19 protein-coding genes are annotated in these 17895 nt (G+C 62.5%); 10 read left to right on the plus strand and 9 right to left on the minus strand.

Annotation, left to right across the window (positions count from 1 at the left end; all coding sequences use genetic code 11):
- Positions 1-24 precede the first annotated feature (24 nt).
- Positions 25-402 (minus strand): hypothetical protein, encoded by a 378-nt coding sequence (locus HMPREF1546_RS06355; protein WP_021749620.1) that lies wholly within the window; start codon positions 400-402, stop codon positions 25-27.
- The gene (locus HMPREF1546_RS06360; protein WP_051319966.1) at positions 402-1094 is read right to left on the minus strand and encodes a helix-turn-helix domain-containing protein; all 693 of its coding nucleotides are present in this window, start codon (positions 1092-1094) and stop codon (positions 402-404) included. The genes HMPREF1546_RS06355 and HMPREF1546_RS06360 overlap by 1 nt, the downstream gene beginning before the upstream one ends.
- A 498-nt stretch (positions 1095-1592) precedes the next feature.
- Between HMPREF1546_RS06360 and epsC the strand changes: the two genes are divergently transcribed.
- Both epsC and cysS read left to right on the plus strand, forming a co-directional pair.
- Positions 1593-2279 (plus strand): serine O-acetyltransferase EpsC, encoded by a 687-nt coding sequence (gene epsC / locus HMPREF1546_RS06365; RefSeq protein ID WP_021749617.1) that lies wholly within the window; start codon positions 1593-1595, stop codon positions 2277-2279.
- Positions 2280-2293: 14 nt separating this feature from the next.
- Complete coding sequence (gene cysS / locus HMPREF1546_RS06370; RefSeq protein ID WP_021749616.1) at positions 2294-3742, plus strand: cysteine--tRNA ligase; 1449 nt, start codon at positions 2294-2296, stop codon at positions 3740-3742.
- 45 nt (positions 3743-3787) lie between these two features.
- Here the strand turns inward: cysS and HMPREF1546_RS06375 are convergent, their stop codons facing one another.
- On the minus strand, positions 3788-4039 hold the full coding sequence (locus HMPREF1546_RS06375) for a helix-turn-helix domain-containing protein (protein ID WP_021749615.1): 252 nt from the start codon (positions 4037-4039) through the stop codon (positions 3788-3790).
- A gap of 152 nt (positions 4040-4191) precedes the next feature.
- On the opposite strand from HMPREF1546_RS06375, the gene HMPREF1546_RS06380 reads away from it, so the two are divergent.
- The 3 genes from HMPREF1546_RS06380 (at position 4192) to HMPREF1546_RS06390 (ending at position 6182) form a co-directional block, all read left to right on the plus strand.
- Positions 4192-4986: a hypothetical protein gene (locus HMPREF1546_RS06380; protein ID WP_051319970.1), complete on the plus strand. Its 795-nt coding sequence runs from the start codon at positions 4192-4194 to the stop codon at positions 4984-4986.
- 142 nt (positions 4987-5128) lie between these two features.
- Positions 5129-5683 carry an XRE family transcriptional regulator gene (locus HMPREF1546_RS06385; protein WP_021749613.1) on the plus strand — a complete coding sequence of 185 codons (555 nt, stop codon included), beginning with the start codon at positions 5129-5131 and terminating at the stop codon, positions 5681-5683.
- 13 nt (positions 5684-5696) lie between these two features.
- On the plus strand, positions 5697-6182 hold the full coding sequence (locus HMPREF1546_RS06390) for a GNAT family N-acetyltransferase (RefSeq protein ID WP_021749612.1): 486 nt from the start codon (positions 5697-5699) through the stop codon (positions 6180-6182).
- Between the two features lie 60 nt (positions 6183-6242).
- On the opposite strand, the gene HMPREF1546_RS06395 is transcribed toward HMPREF1546_RS06390, so the two are convergent.
- Together HMPREF1546_RS06395 and glpK are read right to left on the minus strand one after the other, a co-directional pair.
- A complete protein-coding gene (locus tag HMPREF1546_RS06395; protein ID WP_021749611.1) occupies positions 6243-6656 on the minus strand; it encodes a zinc ribbon domain-containing protein in 414 nt (137 codons plus the stop codon).
- A 125-nt stretch (positions 6657-6781) separates the two neighbouring features.
- Positions 6782-8293, minus strand: a complete 1512-nt coding sequence (gene glpK, locus HMPREF1546_RS06400; RefSeq protein ID WP_036630533.1) for a glycerol kinase GlpK — start codon at positions 8291-8293, stop codon at positions 6782-6784.
- A gap of 110 nt (positions 8294-8403) precedes the next feature.
- Here glpK and HMPREF1546_RS06405 point away from each other — a divergent pair, with 110 nt between their 5' ends.
- A complete protein-coding gene (locus tag HMPREF1546_RS06405; RefSeq protein ID WP_021749609.1) occupies positions 8404-9339 on the plus strand; it encodes an alpha/beta hydrolase in 936 nt (311 codons plus the stop codon).
- A gap of 53 nt (positions 9340-9392) precedes the next feature.
- Here the strand turns inward: HMPREF1546_RS06405 and HMPREF1546_RS06410 are convergent, their stop codons facing one another.
- Positions 9393-9926: a putative ABC transporter permease gene (locus HMPREF1546_RS06410; protein ID WP_021749608.1), complete on the minus strand. Its 534-nt coding sequence runs from the start codon at positions 9924-9926 to the stop codon at positions 9393-9395.
- A gap of 180 nt (positions 9927-10106) precedes the next feature.
- Here HMPREF1546_RS06410 and HMPREF1546_RS06415 point away from each other — a divergent pair, with 180 nt between their 5' ends.
- The 3 genes from HMPREF1546_RS06415 to HMPREF1546_RS06425 all read left to right on the plus strand — a co-directional run bounded on the left by HMPREF1546_RS06415 (position 10107) and on the right by HMPREF1546_RS06425 (position 12562).
- Entirely contained in the window at positions 10107-10679 is a 573-nt protein-coding gene (locus HMPREF1546_RS06415) for a uracil-DNA glycosylase family protein (protein WP_021749607.1), read from the plus strand.
- 119 nt (positions 10680-10798) lie between these two features.
- On the plus strand, positions 10799-11356 hold the full coding sequence (locus HMPREF1546_RS06420; protein ID WP_349134327.1) for a biotin transporter BioY: 558 nt from the start codon (positions 10799-10801) through the stop codon (positions 11354-11356).
- 90 nt (positions 11357-11446) lie between these two features.
- Positions 11447-12562, plus strand: a complete 1116-nt coding sequence (locus HMPREF1546_RS06425; protein ID WP_021749605.1) for an SLC13 family permease — start codon at positions 11447-11449, stop codon at positions 12560-12562.
- A 58-nt stretch (positions 12563-12620) separates the two neighbouring features.
- On the opposite strand, the gene HMPREF1546_RS06430 is transcribed toward HMPREF1546_RS06425, so the two are convergent.
- Positions 12621-13136, minus strand: a complete 516-nt coding sequence (locus tag HMPREF1546_RS06430; protein WP_021749604.1) for a M48 family metallopeptidase — start codon at positions 13134-13136, stop codon at positions 12621-12623.
- 194 nt (positions 13137-13330) lie between these two features.
- Here HMPREF1546_RS06430 and HMPREF1546_RS06435 point away from each other — a divergent pair, with 194 nt between their 5' ends.
- Complete coding sequence (locus HMPREF1546_RS06435; protein ID WP_051319967.1) at positions 13331-15775, plus strand: phosphoketolase; 2445 nt, start codon at positions 13331-13333, stop codon at positions 15773-15775.
- A gap of 65 nt (positions 15776-15840) precedes the next feature.
- On the opposite strand, the gene HMPREF1546_RS06440 is transcribed toward HMPREF1546_RS06435, so the two are convergent.
- Positions 15841-16959, minus strand: coding sequence for a DUF4825 domain-containing protein (locus HMPREF1546_RS06440; RefSeq protein WP_021749602.1), 1119 nt, complete (start codon positions 16957-16959; stop codon positions 15841-15843).
- Entirely contained in the window at positions 16943-17422 is a 480-nt protein-coding gene (locus HMPREF1546_RS06445) for a sigma-70 family RNA polymerase sigma factor (RefSeq protein WP_309452317.1), read from the minus strand. The genes HMPREF1546_RS06440 and HMPREF1546_RS06445 overlap by 17 nt, the downstream gene beginning before the upstream one ends.
- Between the last annotated feature and the right edge of the window lie 473 nt (positions 17423-17895).

Below are 17895 nucleotides of genomic sequence, written 5' to 3' on the forward strand. Positions count from 1 at the left end.
CCCGCCGGGGGCGTTTTGACATGTTCAGCTTCCAGGCCCCAGCCGGTCCCACACCCGCCAGAGGGACAGCAGAGCCACGCCCCCCAGCCACACCGCCAGTACATCCCGGAGGTCGCCCACGGATCGGGGCAGGTACAGGGGCGTGAGCACTTCCCAGAAAAGGCCGCAGGCCAGCAGGAAAAGCGAGGCAGGCAGGGCCCGCTCCACCGGCCGCCGGCGGGTGAGACACAGCAGACCGTTCAGCAGGCACAGCATCAAGCCGCCGGCCAGGAAGTCCGCCCCGTGCCAGGCCAGCAGGCGGCAGCTGGTCAGGGGGACCAAAAGAAAGCGGTTCAGGAGATACAGCCCGGCGATGACCGCGCCGGAGGCGGCGTACCGCCGCAGAAAGGACCGGTCCACCATCAGAAGAACGAGAGGATCAGCAGGGCCACGATGACAGCACCCACCACGCCCCAGAAGCCGATGCCCTCTTGACTCTTGACGGGAGACGGTGTCTCGAAGGCTTTGGGTTTGTAAAGCAGCGCCTCCTCGGATTCCCCGCAGTCCACTACGATCTGCGGGCAGAAGAAATCCTGGTCCAGATGGGCGGCAATGTACTGGGCCGCACTGTCAACCAGTCCCCGCCGCAGCAGGATGCGGGACTGGTTGTTCACATAGTGGGCGATGGCATTGTTGGCATCCTCTTGGGTGAAGCCGCAGTATTTCACCAGCTGGGCAGACGACTCCGTGCTCTGCACAAAGCCGGGGCGGGTGGCAACGACAGCGTATTGGGGCCCACGGGGCGGATGATTGGGCAACTGATAGCCGCATTCCGGACAGATGCTGCCGGAGACCTTCCGCCCGCAGCAGGGACAGGTGTCCGGCGGCTCATAGGCGGCGGTCTGTCCCTCCCCCGGCTCCTTTCCCAACAGCACATAGTCGGCCGACACATGGAGCTTTTCGCACAGCGCGGCGATGGTGGCGGCGTCCGGCGTGGTCTGGCCGCTCTCCCACTTGCTGACGGCCTGCCGGGTGACACCCAGCAGCTCGCCCAGCTGCTCTTGGGTCAATTCTGCCGCTTTGCGGACGGCAGCGATACGGTCCTTCAATTCCATGGAGTATCCCCTCCTTTTCTTTGGTCCCATCATACCGAAAAGGCGGGCGCTTGGCAAGCGACAGCCATTGGAATTTTGTCAACCGCCTGTTGACAGGGGGGACGGTTTCCACATTCCGGCATATTCTGTATGGAGAAGCAGGTGCGCTGTCAAGGCGCAGGGCGCAGGGCCGGGATATTCCTGCGTGAAGTTGTCTCTTGACACCTCTCTCAAATCCTGTTAAGATACAAAGCGTAAATGGAATAGCGTGTTGATCGGGAAGAGTAACAGCACTTCCAAAGAACAGAGAGGGCGCGTCACCGGCTGCAAGCGCGCCTGCGGCGGGAGCTGTGAACGTGCGCCCGGGAGCGCGGGGGATGTGGAAGCCCTCCGTCTGGCCAGCGTCAACGGGCCTCCTTGAGTGATAAAAGAGAGTGGAACCGCGATCCGTCGCCTCTCGTACCTTGGTACGGGAGGCGTTTTTCATGGCCTCCCGATCCGCACAAGGAGCAATTCGATATGGCAAAACGAGTAACCCGACTGGGCGGCCTGCTGGCCGCCTACCAGCGCCGCGACCCCGCGGCCCGCAGCAAGCTGGAGATTTTTCTCCTGTACCCTGGTGTCCATGCCGTTCTGTACCACCGGGTGGCCCATTGGCTGTACCGGCATCATCGATTCTTTCTGGCCCGGTGCGTCTCCCAGTGGAGCCGGTTCTGGACCGGCATTGAAATCCACCCCGGCGCCACCATCGGCCACCGGCTGGTGATCGACCACGGCATGGGCATTGTCATCGGCGAGACTGCGGAGATCGGAGACGACTGTCTGCTCTACCAGGGGGTGACCCTGGGGGGCACCGGCAAGGACAAGGGCAAGCGCCACCCCACCCTGGGCAACAATGTGATGGTGGGTTCCGGCGCCAAGGTACTGGGCCCCTTCACCGTGGGGGACAACGCCCGCATTGCCGCGGGCGCCGTGGTCCTCAGCGCGGTGCCGGAGGACTGCACCGCCGTGGGCGTCCCCGCCCATGTGGTCCGAGTGGCCGGAAAGATCGCCACCTTCGCCGACGAGGTGGACCAGATCAGCGTCCGGGACCCCGTAGAGGAAAAGTTGAATGCAGCCTTATCCCGTCTGGAATTTTTGGAAAAACTCATGGATGAACAATATCTCAAGAGCCGGCGGGAGGAATCCGCCGGTTCGGAAACGTAAAAGGAGCAGTGTTTATGTACCTGTACAATTCGGCCACCCACAAGAAAGAGGAGTTCAAGACCCACACCCCCGGCCGCGTGGAGATGTACACCTGCGGCCCCACAGTGTATCACTTCGCCCACATCGGCAACCTGCGCAGTTATATCATGGAGGACGTGCTGGAGAAGTTCCTCCGCTGGACTGGCTATGATGTCCACCGGGTGATGAACATCACCGACGTGGGCCACCTGACCTCCGACGCCGATGAGGGCGAGGACAAGATGCTCAAGGGCGCCAAGCGGGAGCACAAGACGGTCATGGAGATCGCCCAGTTCTACACCGATGCCTTCTTTGAGGACTGCCGCAGGCTGAATATCAAGACGCCGGATGTGGTCCAGCCCGCCACCGGCTGCATCGACGAGTATATCAAGATCGTCTCCAAGCTGATGGATACCGGCTATGCCTACTTCGCCGGCGGCAACGTGTACTTCGACACCTCCAAGCTGGGGCGGTACTACGTCTTCAACGACCACGACGAGGAGGACCTGGCCGTAGGCGTCCGGGAGGGCGTGGAGGAGGATCCCAACAAGCGCAACAAGAACGACTTCGTCCTCTGGTTCACCAAGAGCAAGTTCGAGGACCAGGCCCTGAAGTGGGATTCCCCCTGGGGCGTAGGGTATCCGGGGTGGCATATCGAGTGCTCTGGCATCTCCCTGAAGTACAATGGGGAGTATCTGGATCTCCACTGCGGCGGCGTGGACAACGCCTTCCCCCACCACACTAACGAGATCGCTCAGAGCGAGAGCTACCTGGGCCATCCCTGGTGCCCCCAGTGGTTCCACGTCCATCACCTGAATACCTCGGACGGCAAGATGTCCAAGTCCAAGGGTGAGTTTCTCACTGTGTCCCTGCTGGAGCAGAAGGGCTATGACCCCCTGGCCTACCGGTACTTCTGCCTCCAGAGCCACTACCGCAAGGCGCTGGTGTTCACCTGGGAGAACCTGGACAACGCGGCGGCGGCCTACACCAAGCTGATCGCCCGCATCGCGGCCCTAGACCCGGCGGACGGTCCGGTGGACCAGGAGGCCATGAAGCCCTACCGGGAGAAGTTCGGGCAGCAGATGGGCAACGACCTGAACACCTCCATGGGCGTGACGGCCCTGTTCGACGTGCTGAAGGCAAAGACCAACGACGCCACCAAGCTGGCCCTGATCGGGGACTTTGACAGCGTGCTGTCCCTGGGTCTGCTGGAGAAGGCGGCGGCCAAGCGGGCGGAGGCCGCCCAGGCCAAGACCACCCAGACCGAGAGCGGCTACACCGTCACCGGCGAGGGGGACCCGGCCATCGACGCGCTGGTGCTGGCGCGGTACGAGGCGAAGAAGGCGAAGAACTTCGCAGAGGCGGACCGCATCCGGGATGAGCTGAAAGCCCAGGGCATCGAGATCATCGACACCAAGGGCGGCGCAAGCTGGAAGAGAGTTTGAATATTGAAATACCGGCCGGAAACATAGGTTTCCGGCCGGTATTTTTCAATCTCGAAATTCCAAGAGTTTGCTGGCACTGACATGTAATGCCCGAGCAATATTGAACAGGGTTTCCAAAGAGATCGATTTGATCATGTTGGGTGCCTCAATGTTGCTGATATGAGTGCGGCTGATGCCGCAGGCCTCCGCCAGCTGTTCCTGGGTAAATCCGGCCAGCTTGCGGTAATAGGCAATATTCAATCCCAGTTTGATATACTGGGGATAGTTTTTCTTGTCAATGGGGATCGAATGTGACATGGCCCGCCCTCCGTATACGTTATTGTATACGGCTTTTTCATTTGCATAAACAATTTATTAATTTATATTTACAAATTAATAAATTGCAATTATGATAAATGAGAAGACACGTGCCGAAAATGGCAGCGAAGGAGGAGAATGATTTGAGCACTATGGAACTGACAAAGGAAAAGGGAGAACAGGCCTTTCAGCAAGTGCTGTCAACGGCCATCAAACTTCCCGGGGTACGAATTGACCGAGAGACGTTTTTGCGGCGGGAACTGAGCAAATATTGTCCTGCGGATATTGTGGAAGCCGCTCTGATGAAAAACCCGGCCCAGGCGCAGATTGATCAGAAAATCATTGACCAAATCGCCAACAGCTGCATTTCCAACGAAACTACCAGAGTGACTGCTCTTTCCACGGCGGCAGGACTCCCTGGCGGACTTGCAATGGTTGGAACAGTACCGGCCGACTTAGTCCAATATTTCGGACATATCCTGCGTATCCTGCAAAAGTTGGCGTATCTCTATGGCTGGCAGAACTTGCTGGATGGGAACGCCGGAGATTTGGATGACGCGACAACTAATTTGCTCACGCTATTTATTGGCGTTATGTTTGGAGCACAGGGGGCTGGAAAAGCAATTGCAAAGGTGTCCCAGACAGCAGCGGTCAGTCTTGAAAGACGCCTCTTGAACACGGCACTGACCAAGGGGACGATTTACCCGCTTGTGAAAAAGGTCATGCAGGCTTTGGGGATCCGCATCACCACAAAAACATTCTCAACTACCGTCCCAAAAGCAATCCCTATTGTAGGGGGCATTCTCTCCGGCGGGATTACCTTGGTCACATTTCTGCCGATGTCCAAGAAACTGCAAAACTATCTGAAAACGCTCCCAATGAGTAGCACAGATTATTATCGTAATCTGGAAAAAAAACAAACCACAGGCTTCCTCCCAGCCGATTGATGTGGATTTTCAGGAGGAGCTGTAACAGGCGGGGCAGCAGGGCTGTCCCGCTTTCCTCTTGACAAAATCCGACAAACCGGATACTATAGAACCGCTATTGTGCAACATAGTGGCCTTTTTGGCCGAGAGAGGAGATCGCGCCATGGAGCTGACCCGGGCGGTGGGGGAGAATCTCAAGCGCATCCGCAAGAGCAAGAAGCTCAGTATGGAGCGGCTGGCAGCGGAGGCCGGCGTGTCCCGCTCTATGCTGGGGCAGATCGAGCGGGGGGAGGCCAACCCCTCTGTGGGGCTGCTGGGCAAGCTGGCCGGGGCATTAAAGGTCCCGGCGGAGGTGCTGCTGGAGAACGACGACTTCGAGCCGCTGCTGCTCCTGCGGGAGCTGGACAACAAGGCCGCCCGGCTGGATGGGGGCAAGGCGCTGTTGCGGCCCTCGCTGCCCTATGACGACGTGTTGCGGCAGGAGACGTTCTTTCTGGACCTGTACATCAGCGGCCGGTACGCGCCGGAGCCCATGGTGCCCGGCTGCGTGTGCCTGGCCACCAGCCTCTCCGGCACGGTGCTGCTCCACGCGGAGGGGCAGGACTTCCAGCTGCTGGAGCGGGACGCCCTGCGGTTCGCGGCGGATCAGCCCTTCTGGCTGGAAAACCAGTTCAACGGCACCGCCCGGTTGCTGCTGACTTACCGTTATTTGAAATGAGGAGGATTTTTTCATGCACATTCGGACTGCCTCTCTGGCGGACGCGGCTGCCCTGGCGGCGGTGGAGGCCGCCTGCTTCCCACCAGCGGAGGCTGCCACGGCGGCGGAGATCACAGACCGTCTGGCCTACTACGCAGACCACTTCTGGATCCTGGAGGAGGACGACGGCACGGTGGTGAGCTTTGTGGACGGCATGACCACCGACGAGCCCACGCTCCGGGACGAGATGTATGAAAACGCCGCCCTCCACGACGAGGACGGCGCCTGGCAGATGATCTTCGGCGTCAACACCCTGCCGGCCTACCGCCGCCGGGGCTGTGCCGGGCGGGTGCTGGAGCGGGTGATCGCCGACGCCCGGGCCCAGGGAAGACGCGGCTGCGTCCTCACCTGTAAGGACAAGCTGGTCCACTACTACGAAAAATTCGGCTTTGTGAACGAGGGCGTCTCCCAGTCCACCCACGGCGGCGTGGTATGGTATGACATGCGCCTGACCTTTTGAAAGAGAAAGAGAACCCGCCGGCCATCAGGCCGGCGGGCTTGTCTTTGTTATGGCGGGAACTCAGTCACCCATAGGGGCGCCGCACTGGGGGCAGAACTTGCTGTCAGAGGCCGCGCCGCAGATGGGGCAGATCTTCTGGGCGGGAGCCGCTGCCTCAACCTCGGCGCCATCGTCCTTACGGGGTTTGCTGGCCTCCAGCTCGGCGATCTTGGCCTTAGAGGTGTTGACGGCCTCTACCAGGTCCCGGACGGCGTCGGGGATCTCCCCCTCGTACTCGCTGACGAACCACTCGCCGATGGTGCGGTAGTTCTTGTCGATCTCCCGCTGCTCCCCGGCGATGGCCATGGAGATGCGGGTCAGCTCCGCCGCGTCCTTGGCTTTATCCGCTGCCACGGCGGCCACATCCTTGGCCTTGTCGGCGGCCACGTAGGCCAGGTCCTTTGTCTTTTTGGTCAGATCCTCAAAAAAAGCCATGTCGATAAACTCCTTTCACCTGCGGACCAAACGCCGCACTGATCGTCTTCATTTCCGTTTCATGCCTCTCACTTGGCTTCAGTATAGCGCACTTTTCCACTGAACGCAACAAATTCCGGATTTGTTTACACATCGTTTTCAATCCACCGCAACGCCCGGTCCACTGCCCGGCGCCACAGGCGGTACTGGGCCTCGCAGGCGGCCTGGGGCCGCTGGGGCAGAAATACGTGCTGGCTGCGGCGCAGGGCAGCCACTTCCTCCAGACTGCCCCACACTCCGGCCGCCAGCCCCGCCAGGGCCGCAGCGCCGAAGGCAGTGGTCTCCACCTGGGCGGGGCGGTCCACCGGCAGTCGCAGCAGATCCGCCTGGGTCTGCATCATGATGTCGCTGACGGAGGCACCGCCGTCCACCCGTAATGCGGTGATGGGGCAAGGGGCGTCGGCGTTCATGGCCTGCACCAGATCCGTCACCTGGAAGGCGATGGCGTCCAGCACCGCCCGGGCAATGTGGGCCTTGGTGGTGCCACGGGTCAGCCCCACGATGGTGCCACGGGCGTACATGTCCCAGTAGGGGGCGCCCAGGCCGGTGAAGGCGGGCACCACGTAGACGCCTCCGGCGTCCGGCACGCTCTCCGCCAGCCGGTCGCACTCCGGGGCGGAGGAGATGAGCCCCAGTTCATCCCGCAGCCACTGGATGGTGCTGCCGGCGTTGAACACGCTGCCCTCCAGGGCATAGGTAGTCTCGCCCCCCAGGGACCAAGCCACGGAGGTTACCAGTCCCGACTGGGAGGCCACCGGCTCACCGCCCACATTCATCAGCGTGAAGCAGCCGGTGCCGTAGGTGTTCTTCGCCTGGCCCGGCGTGAAGCAGGCCTGGCCGAACAGGGCCGCCGGCTGGTCCCCGGCGCTGCCGCAGATGGGGATGCCCGCCAGATCCTCCAGTCCGGGAATGTCCGGGGCCACACGGCCGTAGAGATGGCAGTTGGGCAGCGGCTCCGGCAGCAGGGAAGCGGGGATGCCCAGCGCCCGGCAAAGCGCCTCGTCCCATTGGAGGGTGTGGATGTTGAACAGCATGGTCCGGGAGGCATTGGAGTAGTCTGTCACGTGGGCTGCCCCGCCGGTGAGGTTCCAGATGAGCCAGCTGTCCACCGTGCCGGCGCACAGCTCCCCCCGCTCCGCCCGTTCCCGGGCGCCGGGGACGTGGTCCAGCAGCCACCGGATCTTGGTGCCGGAGAAGTAGGCGTCGATCAGCAGGCCCGTCCGCTCCGCCACCAGGGGGCCCAGGCCGTCGGCCTTCAGCGTGTCGCAGAGGGGAGCGGTCCGGCGGCACTGCCATACGATGGCGTTGCAGACCGTCTGCCCGGTGGAGCGGTCCCAGAGGATGGTGGTCTCCCGCTGGTTGGTGATGCCCAGGGCGGCGATCCGCTTGGGGTCGATGTGGGCGGCGCCTACGACCTCCGCCAGGGCCCGCTTCTCCGTGGCCCAGATTTCCAGCGGATCGTGCTCCACCCAGCCGGGCTGGGGGTAGATCTGGCGGAAGGGGTGCTGGGCGCGGGAGACGATCTCCCCGGCCCGGTTGAACAGGATGGCCCGGGAGCTGGTGGTTCCCTGGTCCAGGGCAGCGATGTATGTTTCCATGAATGCGGCCTCCTCTGGCGTTTGTGACGGAAGTGTGGTATCATCGACCCAGAAAGCAGGCATCCTACGCCTGATGGCACACAGTATAGCACAGAGAGGATGATTTTTCCATGGTGAGAAACGAATTTACCTTCCCCTCCGCAGACGGGCGGACCGGCATCCATGCGGTGGAGTGGACGCCGGACATGGCACCCCGGGCGGTTCTGGTGCTCTCCCATGGCGTGTCGGAGCACATCCTGCGGTATGAGCCCCTGGCGGCCTACCTGACGGAGCGGGGCTTTGCCGTGGCGGGCCACGACCACCTGGGACACGGTTTCTCCGTGGCGGCAGGGGCGCCCCGGCTGTACTTCGGACCCAGGGGCAGCTGGGACTGGGCGGTGCAGGACCTCTATGCCCGGCGGGAGCTGGCGGGGCAGCGGTTCCCCGGCCTTCCGGTGTTCCTGCTGGGGCATTCCATGGGGTCCTTCCTGGCCCGGACGTATCTGATCCGCTACCCCGGCACCGTGGCCGGAGCCATCCTGATGGGCACGGGGCAGATGCCCCCGGCGCTGGTGGCGGCGGGCCGCGTCCTGGCCGCCCGGGAGGCCAGAAAGGTAGGGGACCGCCATTCCAGCCCCTTGGTGAACAAGCTGGCCTTCGAGGCATACAATCAGAAATTTGCCCCCAACCGCACGGGATACGACTGGCTCTCCGCCAGCACGGAGAACGTGGACCAGTATCTTGCGGATCCCCTCTGCGGAGGGGACCCCACCATCGGACTCTTCCGGGAGATGCTGCGGGGGATCGCCTGCATTGAGAAGCAAGAGAACCTGAAGCGGATGAACCGGAATACCCCGGTCCTCTTCCTCTCCGGGCAGGACGACCCGGTGGGGGACATGGGCAAGGGTGTCCGGCGGGCGTACCGCAGCTTCCGCCGCTCCGGTGTCCGGGACGTGGAGATCAGGCTTTATCAGGGCCTGCGGCATGAGATCCTCCAGGAGACGGGCCGGGAGAAGGTCTATGCGGACGTGGCGCACTGGCTGGAGGCCCACCTGCCGGAACAGTGACCGGCCGGACGCAAAAGGAAGCCGGGCATGGACGTTTCCCCATGCCCGGCTTCTTACGCAGCCCGCAGATTTCCCAGAGACAGCACTGCGGGATCTCCTGCCCGGCGCAGCAGCTGGAGGGAGACCACTGTGTCGGCGGTGAACACCAGCAGCGCGGCATAGGTGGCGGTTGGCGGCACGGCGGCCAGCGCCGGGGCTATCGCCGCCTGGATCACCGGCAGCCCTGCTGCCACCAGCAGGCTCCAGGCCAGGGAGAAGGGCAGGCAGACCCGGCCCCGCAGATTCCACCGGACCTGGGAGTAGTCCCAGAACCGCACACCCAGCAGACGGTCATAGAGAACGTGTACGGCATACTCCACTGCTGTGGCCGCCAGACCGCCCCACAGGGCCAGAGACCAGAAGCTGCCGCTCAATGATTCCGGCAGGGCCAGCACCGCCAGGGCCCCCAGCCCGTACACCGGGCACATGGGCAGCAGCAGAAAGCACTTCCGGGCCTGCCGGTCCGCGTGGGTGGCGATGGCGTACCCCCGTTCCAGCAGATAGCCGAGAAAGCTGTATGTCCAAAATGTCCATAGCCACAGAGACAAGCGTCCCCCTCCTCTCCCTGTCCAGTCTGTCCGGACGGAAGAGATTCATACCTCATTGCGCGGCGGAAGATTTTGTGTTACAATGGCCGCAAAGAGGCCGCTGCCATTTGGCTGGGCGGCCGAGGGGCATCCGCCGCCGGTGTGGTGCCCCGGAGAGAGGCACGAAGGAGGGGGAGGCGGATGGCGGATACCTGGGAGGCGCTGGAGCAGGCCTGCGGACAATGCCGGAACTGCGCCCTGGCGGAGACCCGGCTCCACGTGGTGTTCGGTGACGGTGCCCGGGACGCGGAGATCCTGCTGGTAGGGGAGGGCCCCGGTCAGCGGGAGGACGAGCAGGGCATCCCCTTCGTAGGGCCGGCGGGGCTGCTGCTGGATGATATGCTGGAGATCATCGGCCTGGACCGGACGAAGGTGTATGTGGCCAACATCGTCAAGTGCCGCCCGCCCAGGAATCGGGACCCGCTGAATGTGGAGCAGGACGCCTGCATCGGCTGGCTCCGGCGGCAGACGGCGCTGCTGCGGCCCAAGCTGATTGTCTGTCTGGGCCGGATCGCCGCCAAGGCCATCATCAAGGAGGACTTCAAGATCACCGCCGAGCATGGGAAGTGGTTCCAGCGGGGCGGCGTCCAGATGACGGCTATCTACCATCCCTCCGCGCTGCTGAGGGATGTGGAGAAGCGGCCGGAGACCTTTGTGGACCTGAAAGCTATTCAGGCCAAGGTGCGGGAGATCTGCACCCGCACGGACTGCTGAACCGGGAGGCACTGCCTCCTGGTTTTTTATCTATATTGTAAACTTTATTTTTTTTAAGGTTGACAATTATGGAAAGCCTTGCTATACTTCCTCCAGACACAGGAGAGGAGCGATCTGATTTGAAACAGACTTCCATGACTAGGACCCGGCTGCGGACGGTGGACCTGGCGTACGCCGCCCTGTTCGCAGTGCTGCTGATGGTGTGCGCCTGGATCAACATTCCCCTGACAGTGCCGTTCACGCTCCAGACCTTTGGCGTGTTTGCAGCCCTGGGGACCCTGGGGGGCCGGCGGGGGACATTGGCTATCCTGGCATATCTGCTGCTGGGCCTGGTGGGCCTGCCGGTGTTCTCAGGCTTTCAGGGAGGCCCGGGCGTTCTGCTGGGCACCACCGGCGGGTATATCCTGGGCTTTCTGGCCTCGGCCCTGCTGTATTGGGGCATGACCGCCCGGCTGGGCGACCGTCCGGCGGTGACGGCCGCGGCCATGGTGCTGGGCCTGCTGGTGTGCTATGCCTTCGGCACCGCCTGGTTCCTGGTGGCCTATGCCCGGGCGGCGGGGCCCATCGGCCTGTGGGCAGCACTGGGAATGTGCGTGTTCCCCTTTGTGGTGCCGGACCTGGTGAAGCTGGCCTTGGCGTGGATGCTGTCCCGGCGGCTGGGGGGCTGCCTGCGGTAGAACAGCACAGCCTCCCCAAAAAGGTTTGCGTTCCCGGAAAAAGTGTGATATGGTGAAACGCGGATTTTGTCAGCCTTTGGAGGGACGGAAATGAGACTGTTGGCATTTTTCAAGCGGGAGGCGGTGCTGACCGTGGCGGCACTTTGCGCACTGGCCACCATGGTCCTGGTGCCGCCGGACGCCGCCTATCTGGGCTACATCGACCTGCGGGTGCTATGCCTGCTGCTGTGCCTGATGGCGGTGGTGGCGGGCTTCCAGTCCTGCGGGGCGTTCCAGTGGCTGGCCGGCCATCTGCTGTCCCGGGGGACCGGACCCAGGGCCCTGGCAGTGATCCTGGTGCTGCTGCCCTTTTTCTGCTCCATGGCCGTGACCAATGACGTCGCTCTTATCACCTTTGCACCCTTTGCGCTGCTGCTTTTGGACCAGATGGACTGCCGGGCCGCGGCGGTGCCGCTGCTGGTGCTGCAGACCATTGCCGCAAACCTGGGCAGCATGGCCACGCCGGTGGGCAATCCCCAGAACCTCTACCTTTACGGGGCCTATGGACTCTCTGCCGGGGATTTTTTCCCGGTGGTGCTGCCCCTGGCGGGGATCAGTCTGGCCTGCCTGACCGCGGCGGCCTTGCCGGTCCTGCCCAGGGATCTCCAGATCCCTCCGGTGCACCCGCAGCCCCTGCGGCAGCCCGGGAAGTTGGCCCTGTACGGCGCACTGTTCCTGCTGTGCCTGCTGACGGTGTTCCGCATTCTGCCCTATGGTCTGCTGACGGTTCTGGTGCTTGGGACGCTGGCCGCAGTGGAACCTGCTCTGCTGCGGAAGCTGGATGTGAGCCTGTTGTGCACCTTCATCTGCTTCTTCGTGGTATCCGGAAACCTGGGACGGCTGCCTGCCGTTCATGGGTTTCTCCAGAGTCTGCTGGAGCGCAGCACCCTGCTGACCGGCGTGCTCACCAGCCAGATCATCAGCAATGTACCGGCGGCGGTGCTGCTGTCGGGCTTCACGGACAACTGGAGGGAGCTGCTGCTGGGCGTGGATATCGGCGGTCTGGGAACCCCGGTAGCATCCCTAGCAAGTTTGATCACGCTCAAGCTGTATCTTCGCTCCCCGGGGGCCCGCCCCGCCCGGTATCTGGCGGTGTTTACCGCCTGGAATGCAGCGTTGCTGGCGGTGCTGCTGGCGGCGGTCTGGCTCACGTCGGTGGGGGCGTAATATCAGACATAAACCGGAGGCACGGCCAAGCCATGCCTCCGGTTTGTGCTTTTACACGTTATCGCAGCAGCTTCTTCCGCTCCCGCCAGTCGGGGAGTACCTGCTCCAGCAGCGCGTAGAAATCCGGCCCGTGGTTTTTCACTTGGATGTGGCACAGCTCATGGACCACCACCAGGTCCATGGCCGCATCCGGACAGTTCATGAGAAAACAGGAGAAGCACAGGCTGTTCTTTCCGCTGCAGCTGCCGTAGCGGGTGCGGGCGGAGGTGATCCTGACGCCAGTAGGGAACAGGCCCATTTTCTCACTGTAATAGGCGATTTTCGGCGGCAGGACCTGCCGTGCCTTTTCCTTCAGGGCGCCGATCTCCGCCTGGGTGGGGGCGGAGGGGGCCAGGGCAGCCCGGCGGCGCTGCTGTTCCAGGTGCCGGGCGATCCAGCCGGCGTGACTGGCCACAAAGTCGTCGATGCGGGCCTGGGACAGGCGGCGGGGGGCCCGCACCACCACGCGGCAGTCCCTTGTGATCTCCAGGGCCAGGGTCTTCCGGCCGGAGCGGATGAGTTCATACGTTTCCATGCCGTTACAGTAGCACATCCGGCGGAAAAACGCAAGCGCGGCGGAAGGAATAGAATAAGGGTAAAACGCCTAAAAGAGGAATGCTAAAATGAAATAATTGTAAATTAAGATAAAATTATTTTCGATTTCGCTTGCCTTTTTTCAAATAAGAGATATACTAATTGCGAAAGGAACAAGAAAAAGGAGGCAATAATATGCCACGGACTTCTCAAAAGACAATTGCAGCAAAGCCTAAAACCAATACACGCCTGTCTAAAAAGCCGCCGTTGACACCGACGCAGCTGAAACAGGTCGACGCCTGGTGGCGGGCGTCCAACTACCTCTCCGCCTGCCAGCTGTATCTGTTGGACAATCCCCTGCTGAAGCGCCCACTGGCCGCCTCCGACCTGAAGCAGACCATCGTGGGCCACTGGGGCACCGTGCCGGGGCAGAACTTCATCTACACCCACCTGAACCGGGTCATTCAGAAGGACGATCTGGACATGATCTACCTCTCCGGCCCCGGCCACGGCGGCAACGCCATGGTGGCCCAGGACTGGCTGGACGGCACCTATACGGAGGTCTATCCCAACATTACCCAGGATGAGGACGGCATGCGGAAACTGTTCAAGCAGTTCTCCTTCCCCGGCGGCGTGCCCAGCCACGTGGCGCCGGAGACACCTGGCTCCATCAACGAGGGCGGCGAGCTGGGGTATTCTCTGGCCCACGCCTTCGGCGCTGTGGCGGATAACCCGGATCTCATCGCCGCCTGCGTGGTGGGCGATGGTGAGGCGGAGACCGGGCCCCTGGCCACCTCTTGGCACTCCAACAAATTCCTGAACCCCATCACTGACGGCGCGGTGCTGCCCATCCTGCACTTGAACGGCTTCAAGATCGCCAACCCCACCATCTTCTCCCGGATCTCCCATGAGGAGGTGGAGCAGTTCTTCCGCGGCTGCGGCTGGGAACCCCGCTTTGTGGAGGGCAGCGAGCCGGAGAAGATGCACCAGCAGATGGCTGCCACCCTGGACTGGGCCATCCGGGAGATCAAGCGCATCCAGCAGCACGCCCGCACCACGGGAGACACCACCCGCCCCCGCTGGCCCATGATCGTGTTCCGCTCCCCCAAGGGCTGGACCGGCCCCAAGGAGGTGGACGGCAACCCCGTGGAGGACTGCTTCCGGGCCCACCAGGTACCCATCTCCATGGGCCCTGACACGGAAAAGCACCTGCCCATCCTGGAGCAGTGGCTCCGCAGCTATCACCCGGAGGAGCTGTTCGACGAGGAGGGACGGCCGGTGGATCTGCTGCGCTCCTTCGCCCCCAAGGGGGACCGGCGCATGGGTGCCAACCCTCACGCCAACGGCGGCCTGCTGCTGCGGGACCTGCGGACGCCGGACTTCCGGGACTACGGGGTGGAGGTTCCCGCCCCCGGCGAGGTGGAGGCCCAGGACATGCTGGTGCTGGGCGGCTACGTCCGGGATGTGATGAAGCTGAACCTGGAATCCCGGAATTTCCGCATCTTCGCCCCGGACGAGACGGCCTCCAACCGGCTCCATCCGGTGTTTGAGGTCACCGGCCGCCGCTTCCTGGGGGAGCGGTACGAGAATGAGGACCCGGATGAGCACCTGGACCCGGACGGTCGGGTGATGGACTCCATGCTGTCCGAGCACATGTGCGAGGGCTGGCTGGAGGGCTACCTGCTCACCGGCCGCCACGGCTTCTTCAACAGCTACGAGGCATTCATCCGCATCGTGGACTCCATGTTCGCCCAGCATGCCAAGTGGCTGAAGACCTGCAACGAGCTGCCCTGGCGGCAGGATATCGCCTCTTTGAACTATATCCTCTCCTCCAATGTGTGGCAGCAGGACCATAACGGCTTCACCCACCAGGACCCCGGCTTCCTGGACCACGTGGCAAACAAGAAGGCGGACGTGGTGCGCATCTATCTGCCCCCGGACGCCAACTGCCTGCTGAGCGTGTTCGACCACTGCATCAAGAGCCGGAACTATGTGAACGTCATGGTGGCCAGCAAGCATCCCCGCCCCCAGTGGCTCACCATGGACCAGGCGGTGAAGCACTGCACCCAGGGCATCGGTATCTGGGACTGGGCCTCCAACGACCAGGGGGAGGAGCCGGACGTGGTCATGGCCTGCTGCGGCGACACGCCCACTCTGGAGACGCTGGCGGCGGTGACGATCCTGCGGAAGGAGCTGCCAGAGCTGAAGATCCGGGTGGTGAACGTGGTGGATCTGATGAAGCTCCAGCCCCACACGGAGCATCCCCACGGCCTCACGGACATGGAGTACGATATGCTCTTCACCCAGGACAGGCCCATCATCTTCGCCTACCACGGATACCCCACGCTGATTCATGAGCTGACCTACCGCCGGCACAACAAGCATCTTCACGTCCGTGGCTACAAGGAGGAGGGCACCATCACCACGCCCTTCGACATGCGGGTCCTCAATGATATCGACCGGTTCCATCTGGTGATCGACGTGGTCCAGCGGCTGCACTCCCTGGGTAACCGGGGGGCCTATCTGGTCCAGCGGATGAACGACAAGCTGGTGGAGCACCGCCAGTATATCAAGGATCACGGCGTGGACCTGCCGGAGATCCGGGAGTGGAAGTGGAACAACGGCAAGGGAATTGAGTGAGCCGCTTTTATCAGCAAAGTAGAAGTGCCCCGCCTCGAAAGAGGCGGGGCACTTCTGACGCTGTTTTAGAATTGCGGAGTGAAAATGGTGGTTCCATCTTCTTCCGTGACCACATAGAAGCCGAGACATGTCAGGTCCAGCAGCTGCTGCAGGGCTGCCGGTGAGGCGGCGTAATCCTTGACACTCTCCGGGGCAGTCCAATCCGCGCCGGCATCCAGATTGTAGGCTTCGATCCAATCCGGCAGGGCCTGGTCCACTTCCTCCAGTGTCACAGAGCGGGTCACTGCGGTGCCGTCCGGGGCGGCGTAGGTCCACTGCACCTGCCCCAGGTTGCCGATCAGCGCCAGCAGGGAGGGAGCGATGGCATACATCCGCTTGTCGATGTCGCGCTCCACACCCAGTACATGAGCGGTGACGCTGTCGAAGTGAATGGTCAGGCCATAGGGCTCGCTGGTGGTTTGCAGGCTGATGGTGTAGTTATAGGGGAGCTCCATACTGGAAAGCCAGAGGCCGATCTCATGGACCAGGTTCCCCACGGCAGTGGCGTCGCCTACATAGGGGGTGCGGGCGTCGTAGATCCACAGTGTGGATTCAAGAATAGTGGTGCCGTTCTGCCAGACCAGCCTGCCACAGACCCAGACTTCCTTAAGCCCCTCCAGTGGGACCCGAAGGTCTACTAGATCGTTTGGGTGAATGAAAGAGGCTCTCGCTTCACGGGCGGTGAAAGAAACAACCCCATCTTCTGTCTCATCCTGTTCCCAGCCGTAGAAGGCATTGACAGCATACAGGCAGTCCACATTGACAGACAGGGTGTCCCCATCCACAATTTCCACGAGGCGAACCCCCACATCATTGGCTTGTCCCGGCCCGCCAATGATGAAGATTTTTGTAAGAATCACTGCCGCCAGCACCAGCGTGGTGCAGGCCACCGCCAGCCATACTCTCCGCCGGTTCCTGCGCCGCACCTTTTTCAGATAGTCCACCTCCCGGGCGGTCTCTTCGGCGTTTTGACCCGCCGCTTCCGTTTCCTTCGCCCCCATGGCGGTCCGCTTGGCCGCACAGGCGGGGCAGGACGCCAGATGGGCCTCCACCGCCATGTTGGTTTCCTCCGAGGTCAGCCTCTCCACATAGGTGGGCAGCAGGTCCTCCACAATGGCGCAGGATAATTCAGGAATGTTCTTCATGGTCTGCTCCTCCTTTCCGCAGTGCCTCCTTGCCCCGGTAAAACGTCACCCGGGCCCAGGTCTCCGTCCGTCCCAGCACGTCCCCGATCTCCCGGAAGCTGAGGCCCCCGAAGGCCCGGAGGTACACCACCTCCCGGGTGCTGGGGGGCAGGGCATGGATCTGCCGCAGCAGGTCCAGATGGCCCTGCCGGGTGAGCACGTCCTCCTCCGCGGAGGGGCCCGGCAGGCCGTCCTCCGGCAGGGGCTCCTCCGGTTTTCGTTTCCGCAGGTGCTGGTACCACAGGTGCTTGGCGATCTGGCACAGCCAGACGGACACCTTGCAGGAACCGTTGAACCGGTCGATGGACCGGACGGCCTGGTAGAAGGTCTCCTGGGTCAGCTCCTCCGCCAGGTCGGCGTCATGGCACTGGGAGAGGAGAAATTTATAGACGGTCCTGGCATGGGCCTGGTAAATTTCTTCCATGTTGGCCAAGGGCATCTCCCTCCTCTCTGTCAGGTATGTCCGGCTGGCGGGGGATTCGTTACACGGATTTGAAAAAAATCCTCCATCCCGGCGGGGAGAGGGATGGGCCGCCGAACGGCGGCCGCGGGGGATTCCGCTCCCGCAGGGGATGCGCCCCCCATTTTCTTTTTGAGACATCAAAAAGAAAATGCGCCGCGCCCGGTGGAAAAGAAAACATGTTCGGCGGGTCGGTCTGCGCAGGCGCAGACCTCCTGCCGCCGGCTGGGGAAGGTTGGCAATCCCGCGCGGCGGTCAGAGACGGAAACGCCCGGCCCTTGGGGAACCCTTCAGCCCGGGGATGTCCGGGATACATCCAGCTTCTCTTTTCGCTGCCGCTGGCCGGTGGTTGATGAAAGCCTCCGCAGCGGGCCGATGAGGGCATCGGCCTCTACGAATGCCCGGGCAGCGCGTAGCGAAGCGGAACGCGCGGAAAG

The organism is Oscillibacter sp. KLE 1745 (assembly GCF_000469445.2).
GTDB classification, from domain to species: Bacteria; Bacillota; Clostridia; order Oscillospirales; family Oscillospiraceae; genus Oscillibacter; species Oscillibacter welbionis.